Annotated in this window: 19 protein-coding genes and 4 tRNA genes; 21 read left to right on the forward strand and 2 right to left on the reverse strand. The window is 59.0% G+C overall.

Translation table 11 applies throughout. The features are described from left to right. The first annotated feature begins 216 nt into the window (after positions 1-216). The 9 genes from ACQRAQ_RS06425 to proC all read left to right on the forward strand — a co-directional run bounded on the left by ACQRAQ_RS06425 (position 217) and on the right by proC (position 8405). Positions 217-1278, forward strand: coding sequence for a glycoside hydrolase family 5 protein (locus tag ACQRAQ_RS06425; protein WP_427794304.1), 1062 nt, complete (start codon positions 217-219; stop codon positions 1276-1278). Positions 1279-1284: 6 nt separating this feature from the next. Then, the gene (gene rsmI / locus ACQRAQ_RS06430) at positions 1285-2163 is read left to right on the forward strand and encodes a 16S rRNA (cytidine(1402)-2'-O)-methyltransferase (protein WP_427794305.1); all 879 of its coding nucleotides are present in this window, start codon (positions 1285-1287) and stop codon (positions 2161-2163) included. A 69-nt stretch (positions 2164-2232) separates the two neighbouring features. Further along, a complete protein-coding gene (gene metG, locus ACQRAQ_RS06435) occupies positions 2233-3834 on the forward strand; it encodes a methionine--tRNA ligase (RefSeq protein ID WP_154517665.1) in 1602 nt (533 codons plus the stop codon). A gap of 107 nt (positions 3835-3941) precedes the next feature. Continuing rightward, on the forward strand, positions 3942-4802 hold the full coding sequence (gene rsmA / locus ACQRAQ_RS06440; RefSeq protein WP_427794306.1) for a 16S rRNA (adenine(1518)-N(6)/adenine(1519)-N(6))-dimethyltransferase RsmA: 861 nt from the start codon (positions 3942-3944) through the stop codon (positions 4800-4802). Continuing rightward, positions 4792-5709 carry a TatD family hydrolase gene (locus ACQRAQ_RS06445; protein WP_427794307.1) on the forward strand — a complete coding sequence of 306 codons (918 nt, stop codon included), beginning with the start codon at positions 4792-4794 and terminating at the stop codon, positions 5707-5709. Before rsmA ends, ACQRAQ_RS06445 begins: the two co-directional genes overlap by 11 nt. A 43-nt stretch (positions 5710-5752) precedes the next feature. Beyond that, positions 5753-5839, forward strand: a tRNA-Leu gene (locus ACQRAQ_RS06450). Positions 5840-6145: 306 nt separating this feature from the next. Then, on the forward strand, positions 6146-7084 hold the full coding sequence (locus tag ACQRAQ_RS06455; protein WP_117848150.1) for an SPFH domain-containing protein: 939 nt from the start codon (positions 6146-6148) through the stop codon (positions 7082-7084). A 6-nt stretch (positions 7085-7090) separates the two neighbouring features. Then, positions 7091-7561, forward strand: a complete 471-nt coding sequence (gene rlmH, locus ACQRAQ_RS06460) for a 23S rRNA (pseudouridine(1915)-N(3))-methyltransferase RlmH (RefSeq protein WP_370450649.1) — start codon at positions 7091-7093, stop codon at positions 7559-7561. A gap of 73 nt (positions 7562-7634) precedes the next feature. Continuing rightward, positions 7635-8405, forward strand: a complete 771-nt coding sequence (gene proC / locus ACQRAQ_RS06465; RefSeq protein WP_427794308.1) for a pyrroline-5-carboxylate reductase — start codon at positions 7635-7637, stop codon at positions 8403-8405. 156 nt (positions 8406-8561) lie between these two features. Here the strand turns inward: proC and ACQRAQ_RS06470 are convergent, their stop codons facing one another. Further along, the gene (locus ACQRAQ_RS06470) at positions 8562-8735 is read right to left on the reverse strand and encodes a DUF6724 family protein (protein ID WP_195838594.1); all 174 of its coding nucleotides are present in this window, start codon (positions 8733-8735) and stop codon (positions 8562-8564) included. 111 nt (positions 8736-8846) lie between these two features. On the opposite strand from ACQRAQ_RS06470, the gene serS reads away from it, so the two are divergent. The 6 genes from serS to ACQRAQ_RS06500 all read left to right on the forward strand — a co-directional run bounded on the left by serS (position 8847) and on the right by ACQRAQ_RS06500 (position 14271). Then, the gene (gene serS, locus ACQRAQ_RS06475; RefSeq protein WP_427729163.1) at positions 8847-10130 is read left to right on the forward strand and encodes a serine--tRNA ligase; all 1284 of its coding nucleotides are present in this window, start codon (positions 8847-8849) and stop codon (positions 10128-10130) included. Positions 10131-10303: 173 nt separating this feature from the next. Beyond that, positions 10304-10681 carry a hypothetical protein gene (locus ACQRAQ_RS06480; protein WP_154517675.1) on the forward strand — a complete coding sequence of 126 codons (378 nt, stop codon included), beginning with the start codon at positions 10304-10306 and terminating at the stop codon, positions 10679-10681. Positions 10682-10755: 74 nt separating this feature from the next. Next, a tRNA-Arg gene (locus ACQRAQ_RS06485) sits at positions 10756-10832 on the forward strand. 353 nt (positions 10833-11185) lie between these two features. Continuing rightward, a tRNA-Arg gene (locus ACQRAQ_RS06490) sits at positions 11186-11262 on the forward strand. Positions 11263-11897: 635 nt separating this feature from the next. After that, entirely contained in the window at positions 11898-14084 is a 2187-nt protein-coding gene (locus ACQRAQ_RS06495) for a tetratricopeptide repeat protein (RefSeq protein ID WP_427794309.1), read from the forward strand. Positions 14085-14180: 96 nt separating this feature from the next. Then, positions 14181-14271 (forward strand) — tRNA-Ser (locus ACQRAQ_RS06500). 323 nt (positions 14272-14594) lie between these two features. On the opposite strand, the gene ACQRAQ_RS06505 is transcribed toward ACQRAQ_RS06500, so the two are convergent. Beyond that, positions 14595-15935: a D-alanyl-D-alanine carboxypeptidase family protein gene (locus ACQRAQ_RS06505; protein WP_427794310.1), complete on the reverse strand. Its 1341-nt coding sequence runs from the start codon at positions 15933-15935 to the stop codon at positions 14595-14597. Positions 15936-16186: 251 nt separating this feature from the next. Between ACQRAQ_RS06505 and pstB the strand changes: the two genes are divergently transcribed. The 6 genes from pstB (at position 16187) to htpG (ending at position 22879) form a co-directional block, all read left to right on the forward strand. Then, a complete protein-coding gene (gene pstB / locus ACQRAQ_RS06510; protein ID WP_427794311.1) occupies positions 16187-17062 on the forward strand; it encodes a phosphate ABC transporter ATP-binding protein PstB in 876 nt (291 codons plus the stop codon). Positions 17063-17126: 64 nt separating this feature from the next. Beyond that, entirely contained in the window at positions 17127-17855 is a 729-nt protein-coding gene (locus ACQRAQ_RS06515; RefSeq protein ID WP_154517679.1) for a response regulator transcription factor, read from the forward strand. Between the two features lie 3 nt (positions 17856-17858). Beyond that, the gene (locus tag ACQRAQ_RS06520) at positions 17859-19283 is read left to right on the forward strand and encodes a sensor histidine kinase (protein ID WP_427794312.1); all 1425 of its coding nucleotides are present in this window, start codon (positions 17859-17861) and stop codon (positions 19281-19283) included. Between the two features lie 177 nt (positions 19284-19460). Beyond that, on the forward strand, positions 19461-20099 hold the full coding sequence (locus tag ACQRAQ_RS06525) for a YveK family protein (RefSeq protein ID WP_427794313.1): 639 nt from the start codon (positions 19461-19463) through the stop codon (positions 20097-20099). A gap of 16 nt (positions 20100-20115) precedes the next feature. Then, complete coding sequence (locus tag ACQRAQ_RS06530) at positions 20116-20652, forward strand: GNAT family N-acetyltransferase (RefSeq protein ID WP_427794314.1); 537 nt, start codon at positions 20116-20118, stop codon at positions 20650-20652. A gap of 202 nt (positions 20653-20854) precedes the next feature. Beyond that, on the forward strand, positions 20855-22879 hold the full coding sequence (htpG, locus tag ACQRAQ_RS06535) for a molecular chaperone HtpG (protein ID WP_154517684.1): 2025 nt from the start codon (positions 20855-20857) through the stop codon (positions 22877-22879). The last annotated feature ends 216 nt before the right edge of the window (positions 22880-23095 follow it).

A 23095-nucleotide genomic window follows, 5' to 3' on the forward strand; every position in this document is an offset into this window, starting at 1 on the left:
GCAAGAAAACGGGATGCGCCTTCCGGCGCCTGCCTTCGGCGTGCGTGCACATCTTGGCGTACCATCTCGGGTGTGCCCGCCCAGACATTACTCCTACTTTTGCGCCACTTTGCAGACCGTTCGATCGGCTGTCCGTGTGCGCGGGTATACTCAAAACGATACTTTTCCTATGCAATACGATGCGGGTTCGCCCTGCACGATTCGAAGGGGGCCGTGATGGAGAGGATACTCGGCGTTAATCTCTCTGGCTGGTTTATTCCCGAGCCTTGGGTGACCCCGTCGCTGTACGCGGCGACAGGTGCGTCCAATGCGGCGGAACTGCAAGAAGCCATGGGCACTGCTGCCTATAACGAGCGCATGCGTCGCCATTATGAGACATTCGTAAGCGAAGATGATTTTCGCCGTATGGCGCAGATTGGTCTCAATGCCGTGCGTTTGCCGGTGCCCTGGTATGCCTTTGGCTCGCAGGAGTCCGATGCGTCCTACATTTCGGTTATCGACTACATTGACCGTGCAATTGAGTGGGCTGCCAAGTACGACATTCGCGTGCTGCTCGATCTAGCGACTGTGCCCGGTGGCCAGGGCGATTCCAACGATTCGCCCACCACGCCGGAGGCTGTTGCCGAGTGGCATTCGTCCACCAACGGTCGTCACGTTGCGCTCGACGTGCTGGAGCGTTTGGCCGATCGCTACGGCGAAGCCGAAAGCCTTCTGGGCATTGAGCTGCTGGATGCACCTCGAATGAGTGTCCGCAAGAGTCTCTTTACCATGACGGATGGCATTCCGGCCCACTACCTGCGCAATTTCTATCGCGATGCCTACGAGCTCGTCCGTTCGTATATGCCCGAGGACAAGATCGTCGTCTTTTCGTCCTCAGGACATCCCAGCGAGTGGAAGCATTTTATGCGCGGCGCCAAGTACAAGAACGTCTACATGGACCTTCACCTGTACCATTACCGCGACGAGCATGCGCTCGACATCACGAGCCCCCGCGGGCTGACGACGGCGATTTCCCGCAACAAGCGCGAGCTTAAAGAAGCGATTTCGACAGGGTTCCCCGTGCTGGTGGGCGAATGGTCGGGCGCGGCGATCTTTGCCAACTCGTCGGTTACGCCCGAGGGCCGCAATGCCTACGAGCGCGTGTTTATCGCCAATCAGCTGGCTTCGTTTGCGCCGGCTGCCGGTTGGTTCTTCCAAACGTGGAAGACCGAGAAACGCATCGCAGCATGGGACGCCCGCGCGGCGCTCGGTACGCTCGAGCGCGGCATGATTGAATAGGTTGATATGACGCAAAACAGCGCCCGTACGGGCAAACTCTATGTGGTCGGAACACCCATCGGCAACCTGGGCGACCTGTCTCCGCGCGTTGGCGAGGCGTTTGCCGCCGCCGATGCGATCTGCTGCGAGGACACGCGCGTGACCTCAAAGCTACTGATGCACCTGGGCATTTTCAAGCCGCTTGTCCGTTGTGACGAGAATGTGATCGCCAGCCGCGCCGCCGGCCTGGTTGACCGCCTGCTGGCGGGGGAGACCCTCGCTTTTGCCTCGGATGCCGGCATGCCGAGCGTGTCCGATCCCGGCCAAGCGCTGGTCGAGGCGGCGCGTGAGGCCGATGTGCCCGTCGAAGTTATTCCCGGGCCCTCTGCTTGCGTCACGGCGCTCGTTTCGTCCGGCATTCCCTGCGAGCATTTTTTCTTCGAGGGCTTTTTGGGCCGAAAACACGGCGACCGTGTACGCCGTTTGCAGCGCCTTGCCGTGGTGCCTGGCGCGCTCATCTTCTACGAGTCTCCACATCGCATCGTGGCGACGCTCGAGGCCGTGGCAGAGGTCTTTCCCCAGCGTGAGGTTGCCGTCTGCCGCGAACTCACCAAGCTGCACGAGGAGGTCTTGCGCGGGCCCGCCGCCCAGCTTGCCGAGGGGCTGCGTGCTCGCGGCGAAGTAAAGGGCGAGATTGCGCTGGTCATCGCGCCACCGAGTGAAGATGAGGAGGCCGGCATCGTGCCGGTTGGCGCAGCGGCAGCGGATCCCGATGAGGCCCTGCGCGCGGATATCCGTGTCGCGCTCGAGGAGGGGGAGCCCGCCTCTGCGGTGGCCAAGCGCCTGTCTCAGAAGTATTCACGCCGCAAGCGCGATGTCTATGCCATGGTGCTCAATATGCAATAGATGGAGGATATCCAGCCCTTGCGTTAGAATCATCCCCTGTATGCAACGTTTTTCTGGAGGACAAACCCCATGGATCAAAGCAAGCCTTCGTTCTTTATCACGACGCCCATCTACTACGTCAATGCCGATCCGCATCTGGGCACGGCTTATTCCACTATCATCGCCGACGTCCAGGCTCGCTATCGCCGCTCCGCCGGCTATAACGTCAAGTTCCTGACCGGCATGGACGAGCACGGCGAGAAGGTCGCCGAGGCCGCAGCCAAGCATGGCATGACGCCGCAGGAGTGGACCGACAGCCAGGCTCCGCACTTCAAGGAACTTTGGAGCAAACTCGAGATCTCCAACGACGACTTCATCCGCACCACCGAGCCGCGCCAGCATCATGCGGTGCAGTATCTATGGGAGCGCATGAAGGAGTCTGGCTACCTGTATAAGGGCAGCTACGACGGTTGGTACTGTGTGCCCGACGAGACTTACTTTACCGACACGCAGGTCCAGAAGGGTGACGAGGAATACGGCAGCGTCGGCCAGCACCTGTGTCCCGACTGTCATCGTCCGCTCGAGCGCGTGCAGGAGGAGTCCTACTTCTTCAAGCTTTCCGCTTTCCAGGACAAGCTGCTCAAGCTCTATGACGAGCATCCCGATTTCGTCGAGCCTGCATTCCGCATGAACGAGGTGCGTAGCTTTGTCGAGGGCGGCCTCAACGACCTTTCCGTGAGCCGTACGAGCTTTGACTGGGGCATCCAGGTTCCATTCGATGAGGGCCATGTGACCTATGTGTGGTTCGACGCGCTGCTCAACTACATGACGGCTGTCGGCTACGGTGTCGACACCGACGAGGCCCGTGCCGAGCTGGCCTATCGCTGGCCTGCGCAGTTCCACATTGTGGGCAAGGACATCATTCGCTTTCACTGCGTCATTTGGCCCGCTATGCTCATGGCCATTGGCGAGGCTCTGCCCGAGCACGTCTTTGCTCACGGCTTCCTGACCGTGCGCAATGCCGAGACTGGCAAGGCCGAGAAGATGTCCAAGAGCCGTGGCAACGCCATTGCCCCGCAGGATGTTATCGACATGCTGGGTGTCGAGGGTTATCGCTACTACTTTATGACCGACGTGGTCCCCGGCACCGACGGCGCTATCAGCTTCGATCGCATGGAGCAGGTCTACAACGCCGATCTCGCTAACAGCTGGGGCAACCTCATCTCGCGTTCGCTCAATATGAGCGGTAAGTACTTTGATGGTTGCGCGCCCGCCAAGCCCGCATCGTTCGATGCGTTCGATAACCCGCTGGCAAAGATCGCCGATGGCCTGGCCGAGCGCTACATGGCCAAGATGGATGTGCTCGATTACGGTGGAGCCAAAGACGAGGTTATGGAGCTCATCCACGCCGCCAACCACTACATCGAGGACTCCGAGCCCTGGGCACTTGCCAAGGACGAGGCCAAGGCCGACGAGCTGGCGTTTGTGATCTACAACCTCCTCGAGGCCATCCGCATTGCCGCTCACCTGCTGATGCCGCTCATGCCCCAGACTTCTACCGAGGCCCTGCGCCGCCTGTCGTGCGAGGACGAGGCCGCGAGCGACGATCTCAAGGGCATTTGCGCTTGGGGTCTGCTTGCCGGTGGTCAGCCCGTCGAGAAGGGTGAGCCGCTGTTCCCGCGCCTGGGTTAAGACGCCGCGCGCCATATCGGCAATCTGCTGTTTAGGTGTAAGGGCATGGCCGCAACGGTCCATGCCCTTTTGTTTCAAGACGCCGCCACCATGCTAAGGAGGCAACTATGACAACTTCGCCTTTGGCAAACCCCACGGCAACAAGGGAGCTGCTGGAGGAGTTTGGCCTTGCGACCAAGCATCGCCTGGGCCAGAACTTCCTGATCGACAACCATGTGATCGAGCGTATTTGCGAGCTTTCCGAACTTGCGGGCGATGAGCGCTTGCTCGAGGTCGGTCCGGGCGTTGGAACGCTCACGCTTGCGCTGCTTCAGGAGGCGGCGTGCGTCACGTCGATTGAGGCCGATCCCGAGCTCGAGCCGGTGCTCGATGCCCATGCCGCCGACTATGCTAACTTCCGCTTTATCATGGGCGACGCGCTCAAGGTGTGCCCGGAGCAGATTGAGCAGGCCGCGGGCGGTGAGCCGACGGTATTTGTCGCGAACTTGCCCTATAACGTGGCAGCGACGATCATTCTGCAGTTCTTCCAGACGATGCCCGCGCTCAAGCGCGCCGTCGTCATGGTTCAAAAGGAGGTTGCCGATCGCATTGCCGCAACGCCGGGCAACAAGACCTACGGCGGCTATACGGCAAAGCTCGGCCTGTATGCGCAGGTGACGGGTCGCTTTGAGGTGCCGCCGCGCTGCTTTATGCCGGCGCCGCATGTGGATTCGGCCGTCGTGCGCATCGACCGTGTTGACGGCGTAGCGCCCGAGGGGCTTGATCGTGAGTTTGTGGCCCGCGTGATTGACGCTGCGTTTGCTCAGCGTCGCAAGACCATCCGCAATTCCATGAGCGCCAACGGCTTTGCCAGGGACGTGCTCGATGCCGCCTTTGAGGCTTGCGGCATCGCACCCAGCACGCGCGCCGAGACGCTTGGCGTTGCCGATTTTGTCCGTCTAGCTCAGGAGCTAATCCATGATGCCTAATGACGAGCGCGTGACGTTTACCAAGAAAAAGAAAACGGTTGCTTGCCCCGTGCCCTTGGCGCCGCTTGCCGATACGCACGCGCACTTGCTCTCGTTTTGGGGCAAGGAAGTACCCGAGACGCTTGTGCGCGCCAAGGCTGCAGGCGTCGACCTGTTGGTGACGATTTTTGATCCCATTGCCGACAAACGCAGCGTGACGGACTATAGCGACTGGCTGGTGCGCGAGATCTTGCCGATGCGGGATATTCCGCAGATAAAATATCTCGCCGGTGTGCACCCCTATGGCGCGCCGGACTATACCGATGACATTCATGCACAGGTCGTTGCTGCGCTTGATGATCCCTTATGCGTCGGTATCGGCGAGATCGGTCTGGACTACCACATGGATTACGACGACGACATCGCGCCGGCGCCCCACAGCGTGCAGATTGACTGCATGGCACGTCAGCTCGAAGTTGCCGTACGCCGCAATGTGCCGGTGGAGTTGCATCTGCGCCACGAGGACGCGGATGGGGAGCGCTCCTCGCATGTGGATGCGTACAACGTGCTGCGCGAGGTGGGTGTGCCTCAGGCCGGTTGCGTGCTGCACTGCTTTGGCGAGGATCGCGCCACGATGGAGCGCTTTGTGGGTTTGGGCTGCTATATCGCCTATGGCGGCGCGGCCACCTTTAAGCGCAACAATGATGTGCGCGAGGCATTTGCGTCAACCCCGCTCGATCGAATTTTGTTCGAGACGGATTGCCCGTATATGGCTCCGGAGCCCATTCGCGGTCTTGAGTGTGAGCCGGCAATGATTTCCATCACGGCAAACGCGCTGGTCAACGACCGTGTCGATCGTACTGGAGAGAAAGCAGAGACAATTGCGCAAGCTGCGTGGGACAATGCCTGCAAACTTTTTCAAAAATAGTTCTTGCGTTCACGGTGGCGCTCCGTTATTCTAATTCCTGCACGCGGGCGTGGCGGAATTGGCAGACGCGTACGGTTCAGGTCCGTATGGGGGCAACCCCATGAAGGTTCAAGTCCTTTCGCCCGCACCATTGATTGAAAGAGCTCCCAGCAATGGGAGCTTTTTTGTTATGGGCCCATCGCAGGGACTTGAACCTGCGAAGGAGCGAGCGTCAAGAAAACGCGGAGCGTTTTTAGCGAGCTGGCGAGTCCGCCGGCAGGCGGGCGAAGCCGGTGCGGATCCGCGCAGCGGATACGCGGACGTCCTTTCGCCCGCACCATTGATTGAAAGAGCTCCCAGCAATGGGAGCTTTTTTGTTATGGGCCTCCTGATGGTGTCACATGGCTGCTTTGTGCGGGTATCCTAGTGCCAACGTGTGCCCATCGGAGGAGAGACCATGCTGTTATCCGGTATTATCGCTGCCCTTACGAGCCTTCTACTTCCCATCATCATTTTGTTGCTACTGCTTCCCAACGCCTGCTATGTCGTTGAACAGCAGCATGCTGTGATCATCGAGCGCCTGGGCAAGTTTAACCGCATCGTCAACGCGGGTTTCCACATGAAGGTGCCCGTGATCGACCGCAAGGCCGCCACGGTGAGTCTGCGCACCATGAAAAACGGTTTTGGGATCGACGTTAAGACCCAGGACAACGTGACTATCGGCCTTGAGGTCTCTGCTCAGTACCACGTGAGCTATGACATGGGAGCCGGCCCGGCAGATTCGGGCATCTACAAGAGCTACTACATGCTGCAGGAGCCCGTCGACCAGATGCGCGACTTCATTACCGATGCCCTGCGCTCTTCCATCCCTGTCTATACCCTTGATGAGGTCTTTGCTAAGAAGGATGACATTGCCAAGGACGTCAACGCCACCGTATCCGAGCAGATGGCCGCCTACGGCTTTACCCTCGTGTCGACGCTCATCACCAAGATCGCGCTGCCGACCGAGGTCGAGAACTCTATGAATGACATCAACGCCGCCCAGCGTAAGCGCGCTGCTGCGCAGGAGCTCGCTGAGGCCGACCGCATCAAGCGCGTTACCGAGGCGACCGCCGAGGCCGAGGCAATGGAAAAGGCGGGCGAAGGCATCGCCAACCAGCGCAAGGCCATCGCGCTGGGTATCAAGGATTCGCTCGAGATTATCCAGGAGACGGGCGTCGGCAACGATGAGGCCAACCAGCTGTTCATGTTTACGCAATGGTCCGAGATGATGACGGAGTTCGCTCGCACGGGTAAAACATCGACGGTCGTGCTGCCGAGCGACTTTTCGCAGTCGGCCTCTATGTTCGAGCAGATGCTGACCGCCGGCAAAGTTCAAAACGATTCGAAGGAGTAGGCGCGCGTGAAGTGCACCGTTGTATGCGTCGGTAAGCTCAAAGAGCGTTTTTGGAAGGATGCCTGCGCCGAGTACACCAAGCGCCTGGGCGCCTATGCCAAGGTGGATATGCGCGAGGTGGCCGATATCGACCCGGCCAAGGCGGGCGGCGTGGATGCCGCGCGCGACAAGGAGGGAGCGGCGATTCTTGCAGCCCTGCCGCCCCGAGCGCATGTGATTCTGCTGGCCATTGAGGGCAAAGAGCGCTCGAGTGAGGAACTCTCGGCGCGGCTCGATGATCTTATGTTGCGAGGCAACAGCGACATCGCCTTTGTGATTGGCGGATCGGACGGCGTGAGCGACGATGTTCGCTCACGAGCTGACGAAATGCTCAGCTTTGGACGCATTACCTTGCCGCATAACTTGGCGCGCGTGGTGCTGCTGGAGCAGGTCTACCGCGCCTGCAAGATTAGCCGTGGTGAGCCGTATCACAAATAGGTCGGCAACACGAAACAATGCCGTGGGACAATAGCTCTCGATTTGAAGAACCTGTCTGAGAGGACTATGAGATATGAAGATTGGATTTGTCGGTTTTGGCAATATGGCGAGCGCTATGGCCGATGGCTGGATTGCCGCCGGTGTGGCTGCGAGCGACATGTGTGCCTGCGCGGGCCGCTACGATGCCCTGGTTGAGCGCTGTGAGGCGCGTGGGATACTTGCCTGTCGTGATGCGGCGGAGGTTGTCGCTGTATCCGATATCGTGGTTGCTGCGGTCAAGCCGCACATGATCGAGAAGGTCTTCGCTCCGCTCAAGGATGCTCTTGCCGATAAGGTCGTCCTTTCGGTCGCCTGGACTTGGGACAGTGTCAAGTGGGAGCAGGTCCTGCCGGGTGTCGCGCACATCTCGACGGTCCCCAATACACCGGTTTCGGTGGGCGAGGGCGTCATCGCCTGCGAGAAGTCCTCTACGCTCAACGGCGAGCAGCGTGCCGTGGTCCTCGACCTGCTCGGAAAGCTTGGCACTGTCGTTGAGCTCGATACGAGCTTGCTGTTTGTGGGCGGTACCGTGGGCGGTTGCGCCCCGGCATTTGTTGCCATGGCGATTGAGGCCCTGGGCGACGCGGCCGTCAAGCACGGCATTCCGCGCGCCGACGCCTATCGCATTGTGAGCCAGATGGTTCTGGGTACGGCGAAACTGCAGCTTGCAACTGGGCAGCATCCTGCGGCGATGAAGGATGCCGTGTGCTCGCCCGGCGGCGCAACCATCAAGGGCGTCGTCGCGCTCGAGGACGCCGGCATGCGCAGCGCCCTGGTCAAGGCCATCGACGCCACCCTTCAGTAAACCTGCCATTTAGGGACAGGTTTATTTTGGCAGGTTTTTCCTGCGGTTTTATCTCTATAGCGAAAAGCGCCCCGCAACCGGGTTGATACCGGTTGCGGGGCGCTTGCGTTTGCCCAGATAAAACCGACCAAAATAAACCTGTCCCTAAATGGCAGGTTAGTCCCAGAAGCTGTCTTGATCTTCTTCGGATTTGGGCCCGCGGTCGACGTAGAGCTTATGGGTGCGCTTCTCCATTACAAAGGCAAGAATCGCAAACAGCAGGATGCCGCCGGCGAAAAGGATGGCAAAACCGGTGCGGGTGCCAAACAAAAAGGAAAAAACTGCGTCCATTGGGTGCCTTCTTGCGTAGTTGAGTTGGGTCGTAAACGCTCATAAGTATATACTTGCCCATACATGTACAAGGTTGCAACCTAAATGGAATGTATATCGCCGGAGGATCTAATGCTTGATATCAAGTTTGTTCGCGAGAACCCCGATGCCATCGATACCGCCATGGCTAACCGCCAGACGTCTTGGGATCGCGAGAAGTTCTTTGAGCTCGACGATGAGCGTCGTGCCGTCATCACCGAGGTCGAGGAGCTCCAGGCCACGCGTAATGCCGAGTCCAAGAAGATCGGCGCCCTGATGAAGGAGGGCAAGAAGGACGAGGCCGAGGCCGCCAAGGAGGCCGTGCGCGCCGTCAACGAGAAGATCGACGGTCTGGCCGAGCGCCGCACCGCTCTCGAGCAGGAGCAGTACGACTTTATGGCTCACCTGCCCAACATCCCCTGCGAGGCCACCCCGTACGGCAAGGACGAGGACGAGAACATCGAGCGCCGTCGTTGGGGCACCCCGCGCGTGTTCGACTTCGACTTTAAACCGCACTGGGATCTGGGCACCGACCTCGACATCCTCGACTTCGAGCGCGGCAACAAGCTCTCCGGTAGCCGCTTCACCGTTCTCGGTGGCGCCGGCGCCCGTCTGGAGCGCGCCCTCATCAACTTCTTCCTCGATACGCACACCAGCCGTGGTTTTAAGGAGTGGTGGCCGCCCATCGTCGTCAAGCGCCAGACCATGTTTGGCACGGGCCAGCTGCCCAAGTTCGAGGACGACGCCTATCATGTCTCGGGCGATAACTTCCTGATCCCCACCGCCGAGGTCGTGCTTACCAACCTGCACGCCGGCGAGGTTCTCGATGCCGACACCCTGCCGCGCCGCTACACCGCCTTCACCCCCTGCTTCCGCGAGGAGGCCGGCTCTGCTGGTCGCGACACCCGCGGCATCATCCGCCAGCACGAGTTCGACAAGGTCGAGATGGTCAAGTTTGCCAAGCCGGAGGAGTCCGACGAGGAGCTCGAGAGCATGACCGCCGAGGCCGAGTTCCTGCTTCAGCAGCTGGGTCTTCCGTATCGCGTGATTAGCCTGTGCACCGGCGACCTGGGCTTCTCTGCCCGTCAGACCTACGACATCGAGGTCTGGCTGCCGAGCTACAACGCCTACAAGGAGATTAGCTCCTGCTCCAACTGCGGCGACTTCCAGGCTCGCCGCGCCAACATCAAGTATCGCGATCCCGAGAACTTCAAGGGCTCGCGTTACCTGCACACCCTTAACGGTTCCGGTCTGCCGGCTGGCCGCACCATGGCCGCCATTCTGGAGAACTACCAGAACGCCGACGGCACCATTACGATCCCCGAGGTTCTGCGTCCTTACATGGGCGGCCTCGAGAAGATCGAGCCGGTCGCGTAGGTTTGCTGCATAAGCGATTTGCGGGGGCGCCCCTATCCGGGGCGCCTTTTTTGTGCGCGGAGCCTTACCATGTCGCGCGGACAGTTCAATAGAAAATACACGAACAAGTGTTCTGTATACGGTCGTCTACCTGCTATGCTTTTACTAGATACGAGCGAGAGAAGGGGGATGTGATGGACCTGTTTGATGAGCGGGTAGTTTTGTTTGAGAGCGATGAAGGTGGGGAGCACCTGCTAGTTACGTGTGAGCCATCGGGTATGGGTGGCTTGGTGGTGAGGCAAACGAGTGAGGGTCCGTTGACCCAATGGTGCTTTGAGGAGTCGCCACATGTAGTTGAGACCTTTGTGACGCACGAAGGGCTTGCAACACTCGAACGGTTCTATGGAGTCGGGACTTCTAACCAGGTGGCACGCATGCTGAGTATCTCGTTTGCCGAGTATGATTGCGCCCAGCGGGTGCGCTCGCTATTGAGGGATCTCGGTGTTGGGTTCGATGTGGTTGAAAAGCCGATCGATCGTATGGGAAACGGTGATACATGCGGAGCTGCATGAGGAAAATGGTCTAGAAAAAAATCAAGATTGTGCTTGACTCCAATTAACTAAAATGGTTTCATATGTCTTGCGCTGCGGCGTTACCTCAGCTGGATAGAGGGTCTGACTACGAATCAGAACGTCATAGGTTCGAATCCTATACGCCGCACCAATCGAACTTAAAGCCTCCGGCAACGGGGGCTTTTCTTTTTTGGAAGCCATGCATGGATTCGAACCTCGGTCGAGGCGCGAGCGTAAAGAAAACGCGGAGCGTTTTTAGCGAGCGGGCGAGCGCGCCGGCAGGCGGGCGAAGCCGGTGCGGATCCGCGAAGCGGATGCGCGGAATCCTATACGCCGCACCAATCGGACTTGAAGCCTCCGGTAACGGGGGCTTTTCTTTTTTGGAAGCCATGCATGGATTCGAACCTCGGTCGAGGCGCGAGCAGCATAATCACCACATCGTAAAATTTTTTCAAATTGTCGCTTGACCCGTCGGGGCCTCGCGTGCATAATAATCCGTGCGTTGCGGCGTTACCTCAGCTGGATAGAGGGTCTGACTACGAATCAGAACGTCATAGGTTCGAATCCTATACGCCGCACCAATTGACTTTAAAGCTCCCGGCAACGGGGGCTTTTCTTTTTTGGAAGCCATGCATGGATTCGAACCTCGGTCGAGGCGCGAGCGTAAAGAAAACGCGGAGCGTTTTTAGCGAGCGGGCGAGCGCGCCGGCAGGCGGGCGAAGCCGGTGCGGATCCGCGAAGCGGATGCGCGGAATCCTATACGCCGCACCAATTGAGCTTAAAGCCTCCGGCGACGGGGGCTTTTCTTTTACGCCGCCATTCGACCCCAGACACTCGACTGGAATCGTGCGCCTCCGCCCGCGGGAGACTATTTCTTATCGACTCGTGTAAGATTCCGAGTAGATGTCGCGGTCCATCCGCGACCACTCCTTCGCTAGACGACCGATCAGGGTGATATTTCGTGGCAGAGCGTCCGACATACAAGCTCAGGTTTCTCGACCCCAAAAAGCGTTTTCCATCGATGCCAGAGCAACCCGCGGGGCGCTCGTATGGTGTTGTCTGGAAAGTTTTTGGCGAGGATCCTAAAGAGTCTTGCTACGTCGTCGAATTCGTAGGCAAAAGTCACATATCGCTTTTGGGCTACGTGAGCGTGTCAGGTGAGGTCTATAAGGTTGACGGCCCTGTTCAGAAAGTGCCATTGCCCAAGAACCCCGACATGAAATTGGTCCTTGACGAGTCCGATTCCAGTGTTGGCGAGATTTTGGTGCGGGGAGCCAACGGTGCAATGCGCGCTTGCGCGCGAACGGTCGGCTCTCCCGAAGGGGCCATGCGTGAGCAGTCCGACCACGAGACATGGAATTCGAGCCGTGCTCTCCCTTATGGCGAGTTTATGGCCTCGATGTTCTTGCGCTACGTGATATTTGCCGACCCCGAAAACGCTCTTGCGAACACGGTACCTGCCGACGAGCTCGACGAGGGTATAAAAAACACCGCCAACAAGATCAAACTCGTAAAGTTGCCCGAGCCGGTCGAGGTGTTTTTGGGCTTTAACACGGCACCGCTCCCCGATGCTATCGAGACGCTGCTCTACCGCGTTGACCATGCCGATAATCCGAGCGGTATCGAGCGTTATGCCGCCGCCCTTATGAGCGAGGTCGATTTGCCCCGACTGCGCACCATCGCTGCCAAGTCCGAGATGGGCCTAGCGCGTATCGACCGCTCAAAGCTGTTCTATCTCAATTTTGATCGTAGCCTGCTGGACCAGGACGAGATTGACATGCTGCTTGCTATCGAGTGTCGTCTTAACCGCCTCTCCGGCATCCTTGAGCGCATCGGGGCCGGATTGGCCCCTGCGGCATCCTCGCCGAGCCTTGAGGGCTGCGCGCTCTTTGACGCGTGGCATATCGCCAAGACGACCAACGATGTTCCCCGACTGCTCGATACGGCCTCGAGTGACAACCCGTGGGGCAAACCGGGTACGGTAGCTTGCCAGCCAGGCGGTGAGTGGGACGTGCGCACCCGTTTTGCGCGCGCGGTCGAAGCCCTCAACGTTGTCTCGCGGCTTGACTATACCTATCGGGCAAACGTTGCCGAGGGGATTATGCTCGTTCGGTTTGGGCGCTCGGTCGTGGATGCCATGCCCCAACGTGAATACGACGCCCAGGATGACGTCTGGCGTGAGTTGGACGAGGACGTACGTGCGATTTGGGCCGCGGAGCACGACGCGCGCGTGGCGCTCACGCTAGCAGCGGCTTGTTTTGCTGCCGGTGCCAGCATTACGCGCTGCTACGTTCAGATTGCGGCTCCCGATGGCGAGCAGGGCGAGCGCATCATTGCAACATATTCCTTTGGGCGTGCGGCCTATCTGGCCAATTGCGTTCCCGCCGCTAAGAATTTTGAAAGTATGGATATGGATGATATGCCGTGCAAGCGCATGCTTGAGGCATATGAGTCGGACGCGCCGGATGCGATTGAGCCCGCTGAGGTTCATGCTCGCCCGCGTGACGACCACCGTTCGCTGCCGCCGGCGTTGCGCGACCTGCTGCTTGCCGATACGGCTGATGAGCTTGAGGTTATGGAGGAGGGCGATGACCCGTATGTGGCGCGCGTCGCTGAGTTGCGCGAGCGGGCAAAAGTCGACCGCGCGGGTGCGTTTGAGGGCTTTTCCCGTCTTGTTGAGGAGCTGGAGGCCAAGTGCGCCGTTGCCGAGCTTTTGGCGACAGGACCGGTCCAGACGCTGTTCTGCGACAACCAACTGGTGCGTATGGTGCTGCCGGTAATGGAGGAAGACCGCTCCGTTCGTATTTTGCGCGCTCCCGATGCTCTGTACTTTGCCCAGCATGAGATTTGCAGCTTTTACGCCGATCAGGAGGATTTTGAGCGGGCATTGCCCGAGGTGCGTCATCTTTACGATCTGGCGCGCTCATCCATGCAATCACACTTTGCACTCATCAACGTGCTGGCACGTCTGGAGCGCTATGACGAGGTCATTGAGGTGGCGCGCCACGGCCTGCGCATTGCCAGTGACCGTTCCTCAATCGGCTACCTGTTCTATCGCCTAGCGTTTGCCTACTGGAACTGCGATCAGCTCGAGCTGGCGTTGGCGTGCTACCGCTTGGTACCGCGCGGCGAGGAGTCGGGTAGCAACGCACTGGAGGAAATGCAGGGCCTTATGAACGAGATGGGTGTCAATGAGCCACCGACGTTCGAGGAAGCGGTTGAGACCATCAGTAAGGCCGGGCTCGAACTGCCGCCGGTGCCCGCCGTGTCCAACCAGCTGGCAGACGCTGCTGTGCAGCTGGTCGATAACGGTTTCTTTTTCCTGGCACGCGTCTGCATCTTCCAAATGTGGCGCACGATGGGAAACGATGAGCTCGGCTCCCTCAGCCGGTCGTTGGGATAGGGGTTTGATTTATGGGGGAGGAAAGCCTGACGGCCAATTATCAAAATTTCCCCTTGCCCGGATTCGAGTGTTTGGTTACTATGGAACGGCTGTTACGGAGAGCTGACCGAGAGGCCGAAGGTGCTCGCCTGCTAAGCGAGTATGCCCCAAAAGGGCATCTGGGGTTCGAATCCCCAGCTCTCCGCCAGTATGACTTGAAAGAAGGGTCCCATTTGGGGCCCTTTTTTGATTAGAAGAATGTTAACTGGGGATTCGAACCCGAGAGGGCACGGGCGTTAAGCAAACGCGAAAGCGTTTGTAGCCCGTGGGCGAAAAGCCGCCAGGCTTTGAAGCCGGAGGGCATGCGTAGCATGCCCGGACATCCCCAGCTCTCCGCCAGTACGAATTTGAAGAAGGGCTCCGTAAGGGGCCCTTTTTGGTATGGAGAACGTTAGCTGGGGATTCGAAACCTCAAAAAATGAGGCGCCCCGTTGGACGCCTCATTTGGTTCGATGTGATAACGCTTTGGCCCTACACCTCAGGAGCCTTGGCTACGGTCTCGCTCTCGGCTGTGAGCGGGCGGTTGTCGATGCGGCGGCCCAGGCGGTCGAGCTTCACGAGCAGCCACTCGATGGGATTGGGCCCCGTTCCTTCCTCGTCGGCAACCAGGTCCATGACGGCAATCTTGGTGCCGTCCTGCTTAAGCGTAACGCTGCCCACCTTATCGCCAACATGCACCGTGCCCGAAAGGTCATCGTAGCTAACCTTTTCGGTCACTTCGCCGGCGAGTGAGAACACCGTTGCCTGCGCGGTGGGGTCGGCAAGCGTGGCGTCGATCGTTTTGTCTGTCCAGTCGGTTTGACTGACACGTGCCATCAGCGGATTTCCGTTGGCGGTCTTCTTTTGCGTATTGGCGATTTCGACCGTTACCTTGTGGTCGTAATACCAACTAGCAAGTGTGGCCGTATCGGCAAAACGCTGGTCGGTGGTGCTGGAGTTCAAGACAACGGTATAGATCTCGTCGCCATCGCGATTGTAGGCGCTTGCAAAGCAGTATCCGGCATCGTCGGTGGTGCCGGTCTTACCGCCGATATTGCCGTCTTGGTCCAATAAAACATTGTGCGTATCCATGGAATGCGAATGATCGGAGCCGTCGGCGCCCGTCACTTCGATCCAGGGATCTTTGATCGCCATGACTTCGCGAATCGTGTCGTCCTTCATGGCCTCTTGCATCATCAATGCCACATCGTGTGCGGTTGAATGCATATCGCCGGCCCATTCGTCAAAATCCAGCCCGTGCGGGTTTTCGAAGAGCGTTCCCGTGCAGCCGAGCTTCTTGGCCCGCTCGTTCATGGCTTTTACAAACGTAGCGACGGCATCTTTGGTCTTGGGGTCAAGTTTTTTGCCCACGTGTTCGGCAAGCGCGATGGCGGCGTCGTTGCCTGAGGGGATCATCAGGCCGCGCAGCGCTTGCTCGACGGTGAGCTCGTCGCCTTCGAGGAGTCCCGCGGTCGAGTTGCCTACGGCTGCCGCCACGTTGCTCACGGTGATTTTCTCGTCCATTTTGCAGTTCTCGACCGCGAGGATTGCAGTCATGACCTTGGTGATCGAGGCGATTTTGACTTGCTCGTCAGCGCTACGGGCATAGTAGACGGTGCCGTTTTTACCCATGACAAACGCATTGGAGGCATCGATATCGGGCAGGTCTTCGGCTGCAATGCCGCGTGCATCGGCGGCTTTGCCGCAGATGTTATCGGTCGTGAGCACTTGGGCGCCGGCGACGGACGGAATACCGGCGACAAGGGCGACGGCGCAGGCAAGGCCAACGGTCAGCTGCGCGGAACGCTTTACAAGAGGGGTAAGATGCTTCACTGATTTCGCTTTCGACGGGATGGTCTCCTTTGGCTCTAGAGTATATCGTTTACCGGCTGTGCCGCTTGGGGTTTGGCGCGTAAGGTTTATCTTCGTGTCTGAGCGGACGCTTGGGTGTGCACGGTCGATATGATTGCCCGTCGCGTATCGAGGAGGTCCTTACAAATACTTGACAATACCCTCACGCATATATGAGCTGCGATTTTTACTATCGATACTGCTGATTTGATATCGATGTGGAGGTATGCGGTATGACGGCTGCTGCGGCTGTGGGGCCCACGGAGCTCGAGGAGCTAATGGAAGCGCAGGCCGAGGCCGCGCATGAGCGCGAAGTTGGGGATGCGACTCGCCCCACGGCAGAGGACCTTGCCGCCTCGCCGACGCGCATCGATGTCGAGGGCCTCGACCTGTTCTATGGCGATCACCACGCGCTTAAGGATGTGTCCATCAAGATCCGCGACAAGCAGATTACCTCGTTTATCGGTCCTTCGGGCTGCGGCAAGTCGACGTTGCTGCGTTGCTTTAACCGCATGAACGACGGCATCAAGGACTGCCGCATCGAGGGCAAGATTGCGCTCGATGGTCAAGATATCCTGGGCGATTACGACATCTGCCGCCTTCGTCAGCGCGTGGGCATGGTGTTCCAGCGCCCCAACCCGTTTCCCATGAGCATCTACGACAACGTCGCCTATGGCCCCCGCGGTATGGGTGTGCGCGATCGCGCTGTGCTGGATGAGCTGGTCGAGGATTCCCTGCGCCGCGCTGCCCTGTGGGACGAAGTCAAGGACAAACTCAAGGAGTCTGGTCTGGGGCTTTCGGGCGGACAGCAGCAACGTTTGTGCATCGCCCGTGCGCTTGCCGTGCGGCCCGATATTCTGCTGATGGACGAGCCGACCTCGGCGCTCGACCCCGTGTCGACGCTCGTGGTGGAGCAGCTGGCCTGCGAGCTCAAAGAGACCTGCGCGCTCGTGGTCGTTACACACAATATGCAGCAGGCGGCGCGCATATCCGATTCCGTCGCGTTTTTCTTGCTAGGTGAGTTGGTGGAGCACGCGCCCACCGCTCAGCTTTTCAAAAATCCTACCGACCCGCGTACGGCAGATTATTTGACGGGACGTTTTGGCTGATACCATCTAGTAAAGGTACCTTTAGGATTAAGATGCGGTCATGCCGGCCGCAAAGGGGTTCAACATGATCTATTACGTCGAGGACGATGACAACATCAGGGATTTGACGGTCTATGCGCTGCGCAAGCAGGGGATCGAGGCCGAAGGCTTTTCGTGCGACGGTGAGTTTAAGGCTGCCGTGGCGCGACGGGTGCCCGATGCTGTGCTGCTCGATATCATGCTGCCCGATACCGATGGCTTGGCGATTATGCGTCGCCTGCGTGCCGATCGCCTGACGGAGACGGTGCCCATCATGATGCTTACCGCCAAGGATACCGAGCTCGACAAGGTGATGGCGCTCGATGGCGGTGCCGACGATTATCTGACTAAGCCGTTTTCGCTCATGGAGCTTGCGAGCCGCTGCCGCGCACTGCTGCGTCGCGGCGGCATGGTCAAGCAGGCGAGCGATGTGCTCAGCGTGGGCGATATCGTGCTTTCGCCCAGCCATCGCGAGGTGACCGTTGCCGGCGAGCCGCTTAAGCTCACCCTGCGCGAGTTCGACCTGCTCGAGTACCTCATGCGCAAGCCCGGCGTGGTCTTTACCCGCGAGTCGTTGCTGCAGAGCGTGTGGGGTTGGGACTTCGACGGCGGTTCGCGCACCGTTGACGTGCACGTGCAGACGCTTCGCCAAAAACTGGGCGAGCATGCCAGCGCCATCGAGACCGTGCGCGGCGTGGGCTACCGCTTGGCCGAGCCTTCTGCCGGTGACGGTGCCGAAGGTGACGACACCGCGGCCACCGCATCGGAGGAGTAACCCGTGGTCTTCGCCCCCCAGGGAAAACATACGCTGTCGCACCGCGTTTTTGTGACGATCTTTGTTTGCGCCATGGCGGTTATCGTGGCGTTTACGGTGCTGGGTGCGTTCTTTGTGCAAAACACCTTGGCGGATGCCACGAGTGCCAATCTGGCGCAGGAAACCGAGCTCATTGCTGCCGCCCTCGACGAACAGCAGGAGCCCATCCCGTTCTTGCGTAGCCTCGATCGCGAGGACTTGCGCATTACGCTGATTAACAAGGATGGATCGGTTGCCTACGACAACGAGGCGTCGCCTTCCTCACTGCCCAACCATGGCGATCGCCCCGAGGTCATCGAGGCCTTTGAGAGTGGTTTGGGTTCCGCGGAGCGCGCAAGCTCTACGCTCGACGAGATTATGCTGTATCGCGCCGTCGCCCTTGATAACGGCCAGGTTGTCCGCTTGGCGCAAGCCCAGCCTGGCGTTGCGGCGATTTTGCTGTCGATGGTGGCGCCGATGCTGCTTATCGCAGCAGCGGGTGCAATACTCTCGTTTTTTATGGCGCGCCGCGAGTCCCGTGCAATCATCGCGCCGTTGCAAGAGGTGGATTTGGACCACCCACGCCGTAGCTATGAGCACGCCTATGCCGAGATGGTCCCCATGCTTGAGCGTATCGAGTCGCAGCGCCAGGAACTCAAGCGCCAAATGGCGGTGCTAGCGGACAACGACCGAATGCGCCGCGAGTTCACGGCCAATATCACCCATGAGCTCAAGACCCCGCTTACCGCGATTTCGGGCTATGCCGAGCTTATTGCAAACGGCATGGTTGAGGGCGAGGACGACTTGCGCAACTTTGGTGGCCGCATCTATCGCGAGGCGGGCCGCCTGGCAGCGCTCGTCAACGACATTCTTACGCTTTCCAACTTGGACGAGGCGGAGCGAGCATCCGAGGGCGAGGCGGTGCCCATTGGGTCCACAGAACCCATCGAGCTCTCTCGCGCCATTTTGACGGTGGAACAGCGTCTTGAGCAAGTTGCCCGGCAGTCGAATGTGACCATTGGGCACGAGACGAAGCCCATGGTGATCGAAGGCGTGCCGCGCCTGATTGACGAGCTGATCTACAACCTTGCAAGCAACGCCATTCGCTACAACCGACCTGGCGGTACGGTCACGCTGCGCTGCGGGACCAATGACGAGGGTCATCCGTACCTGTCTGTTGCCGATACGGGTATCGGTATTGCGCCCGAGGAGCAGGGTAAAGTGTTCGAGCGTTTTTATCGCGTGGACAAGAGTCGTTCTAAGGCGCGTGGCGGAACCGGCCTGGGTTTGGCGATCGTCAAACACGCCGCTCTGTACCATCATGCCAATATCGTCCTGTCGAGTGAGCCGGGAGTGGGGACAACCATCACGGTGACGTTTCCCGCACAGCAGAAAAAGCCGTTTGCATAGCGCTTGGCCGCTGGCCTTGATGTAAACGCCGCATCGGGGTTGCCGGTGCGGCGTTATTGTTGCGCAAGATTGTTATAAGCGCTGTAGCTTATGTATAGAGTTTGGACATGGGAAAAAGATGCGATAACAAATGGACAGTTTTGTCAATACGAACTCGGGAACTGAAAGGCACGCTGCATGGCCCTTCTCGAATTGTTCCAGCTGCTTAAAAAGCATCTCAAGCTGGTCATTACCCTTCCGGTGGTCTGTGCGATCGTCATGGGTATCGCGTCCTTTGCCATGATGGACAATACCTACACCGCCACGACGAGCATGTACATTCTCGCTAAGACCGACGGCGGTCAGATGAGCTATAACGACCTTTCGGCGAGCCAGATGCTTTCCAACGATATCGCCACGCTGCTCGACAGCAATAGCGTTAAGAGCGGTGCCGCCAAGGATCTGGGCCTTTCCGATTTGGATGATTACAAGATTGCCGTTTCGTCCGAGACTACGACGCGCGTCATTACGCTTTCGGTGACGGGTACCGATGCCAAGGAGACGGCCAAGGTTGCAAGGGCAATGGCCAACTCGGTAAGCACGGTCGCCCAGAATGTTGGCGCCGCCCAGAGCATTAACGTGGTCGATGAAGCCAAGACCCCTGAGTCTCCGAGCGGCCCCAAGCGCTTGCTGTATGTTGCCGTTGCGTTCCTTGCGGCGTCTTTATCGCAATTGCCTACGTTGTTTTGGCAGATATACTCAACATGCGTATCCGCGGTGCCGAAGAGGCAGAAGAGCTCCTGGGTATTCCCGTTGTTGGCCGAATTCCGGCTATGAAAGGTGGTAAATAGGCATGGCTAAGGCGAAGAACACCGATAAAGGGGCCGCCTTGGATATCCAACTTAAGACAGGTTGCTTTGAGGACGCGGCGCTGGTGCGCCGCGCCGTTTTTATGGACGAACAAGGCTATGAAAACGAGTTTGACCAGATTGACGAGGACCCGGGCTGCATCCATGTGACGCTGTATGTGGATGGCCAACTCACCGGCTGCTCGCGCGTGTTTCCCGAGGAGCTGGAGCGCGCGGCAGATGCGGAGGCTCCGGTGCCACCGGCGTGCGACTTGGACGAAGGCGTCGCCGCGGGGGAGACCTACATTATGGGGCGCGTCGCCGTGCTGCCGGCTATGCGTCGTCGCGGATTGGCAAGCGCGATCGTCGAGGCCAGCGATACATGCGCACGCGATGCTGGCGCTAGACTAATTAAGCTGCACGCGCAGGAATACGTGTTGCCGCTCTATGAAAAGGCTGGCTACACACAAATTGCCCCGGTTGACTACGAAGACGAGGGCCAGCCCCATGCCTGGATGGCCAAGCGCGTAGATGGCAGATAGGGACGTTCCTTTTCTGTCGACAGTTGGGGACACTCCTCGGCAATTGGCGCATCGGAGTGCTCGGACATACAGTTTTTCGATTCCGCATGTATATATGCGCGCTAATGGGTTATAAAATCTAAGTCTGAACATAGCAGGTCTGCGATACGGCTCGGGTAACCGGGCTGTTTTTGCGGACGGGGGTAGCGCGAAAGGACTGCACATGCGTCAATTTAAGACCGAGAGCAAAAAGTTGCTCGACCTCATGATCAACTCCATCTACACCAACAAGGAAATCTTCCTGCGCGAGCTTATTTCTAACGCGAGCGACGCCGTCGACAAGCTCAACTTTAAGAGCCTGCAGGATCCGAGCGTCAAGCTCGACCAGGGCGACCTGGCTATTCGCGTCTCCTTTGATAAAGACGCCCGCACCATTACCATCTCGGATAACGGCATTGGCATGACCGCCGAGGAGCTCGAGCGCAACCTGGGCACCATCGCCCATTCCGGCTCCGAGGAGTTTAAGACCGAGAACGCCGAGCAGCAGGGTTCGGATGTCGACATCATCGGTCAGTTTGGCGTGGGCTTCTACTCGGCCTTTATGGTCGCCAGCCACGTGAAGGTGGTCAGCCGCGCTTATGGCGAGGATGTCGCCCATGTGTGGGAATCCGACGGTCTTGAGGGCTATACCATCGAGGACGGCGAGCGCGCCGAGCACGGCACCGATGTCATCCTGACGCTGCGCGAGAACGAGAAGCTCGACGCCGATGGCGAGGCCGAGACCTACGATCGCTTCCTGACCGAGTGGGGCCTCAAGAGCCTGATTCAGCAGTACAGCAACTATGTGCGCTACCCGATCCAAATGATGGTCTCCAAGAGCCGCCAGAAACCCAAGCCCGAGGACGCGCCGGAGGATTACAAGCCCGAGTACGAGGACTACCAGGAGCTCGAGACCGTTAACTCCATGACGCCGATCTGGAAGAAGCGCAGCTCCGATGTTGAGCAGAAGGACTATGACGAGTTCTACAAGTCTACGTTCCACGACTTTGACGATCCTGCGCGCACCATCAGCTTCCACGCCGAGGGTACGCTCGAGTACGACGCCCTGCTGTTTGTGCCGGGCCGCGCGCCGTTCGATTTGTACAGCAAGGACTACGAGAAGGGCCTGGCGCTCTACAGCTCCAACGTCCTGATCATGGAGAAGTGCGACGACCTGCTTCCCGACTACTATAACTTTGTCCGCGGCGTCGTGGATTCCGCCGACGTGTCGCTCAACATCTCGCGCGAGACGCTGCAGCAGAACCGTCAGCTCAAGGCTATCGCCAAGCGTGTGGAAAAGAAGATTACCGCCGACCTTGAGGATATGCGTGACAATGACCGCGAGGCCTACGAGAAGTTCTTTGAGAACTTTGGCCGTGGCCTTAAGTACGGCATCTATTCGAGCTATGGCATGAAGGCCGATGAGCTCGCCGACCTGCTGCTGTTCTGGTCTGCCAAGGAGCAGAAGATGATTACCCTGGCCGAGTATGCCAAGGGCATGCCCGAAGATCAGAAGGCCATCTACTACGCCGCCGGCGACTCGCGTGAGCGCTTGGCCAAGATGCCCGTGGTAAAGGGCGTACTCGACCGCGGCTATGACGTGCTGCTGCTGACGCAGGATGTGGATGAGTTCACGTTCCAGGCTATGCGTGAGTACGTTGCCGTCGATATGCCCAAGATCTACGAGGACGATGCTGCCCGCGAGGCTGCCGAGAAGGCTGTTGCCGACGGTGCCGAGCCCGAGGTCGAAGATCGTCACCTGGAGCTCAAGAATGTCGCTACCGGCGATCTTGACCTGGCGACCGAGGACGAGAAGAAGGAGGCCGAGGACGCCACTAAGGAGAACGAGGACCTCTTTAGCGCCATGAAGGAGGCACTCGGTGACAAGGTCGAGAAGGTCGCCGTCTCTGCGCGCCTGACCGATGCTCCCGCGTGCATCACCACCGAGGGTCCGCTTTCGCTCGAGATGGAGAAGGTGCTTCAGAAGGGTCCCGAGGGTGCGCCCGACGGTATGCCCAAGAGCCAACGCGTGCTCGAGCTCAACGCCAAGCACCCGGTCTTTGCCAAGCTCGTCGCTGCTCAGAAGGCGGGCGACGCCGACAAGATCAAGCAGTACTCCGGCCTGCTCTATGACCAGGCTCTGCTCGTCGAGGGTATTTTGCCCGAGGACCCCGTTGCCTTCGCGGCGGCTGTCTGCGAGCTTATGTAATTGGTTCCGCCGTTCTGCCGAACGGCGGAACGGCTCGACGCTGCCCTCAGTTCCGCCGTTCTAACGAACCTATTGGTTCTGCCGTTCTAACGAACGGCAGACCGGTCGACGCTGCAAACGCCCCTAAGCGGCAATCTGACGTTCAATCGTCGGTCGCGTACCGAAGTACGCTTCCCTCCTCTTTCACGTCACCTTGCTCGCTTAGGGGCGTTTTCG

Origin of the sequence: Collinsella sp. SGI.178 (genome assembly GCF_050313495.1) — a bacterium.
Lineage (GTDB): Bacteria > Actinomycetota > Coriobacteriia > Coriobacteriales > Coriobacteriaceae > Collinsella.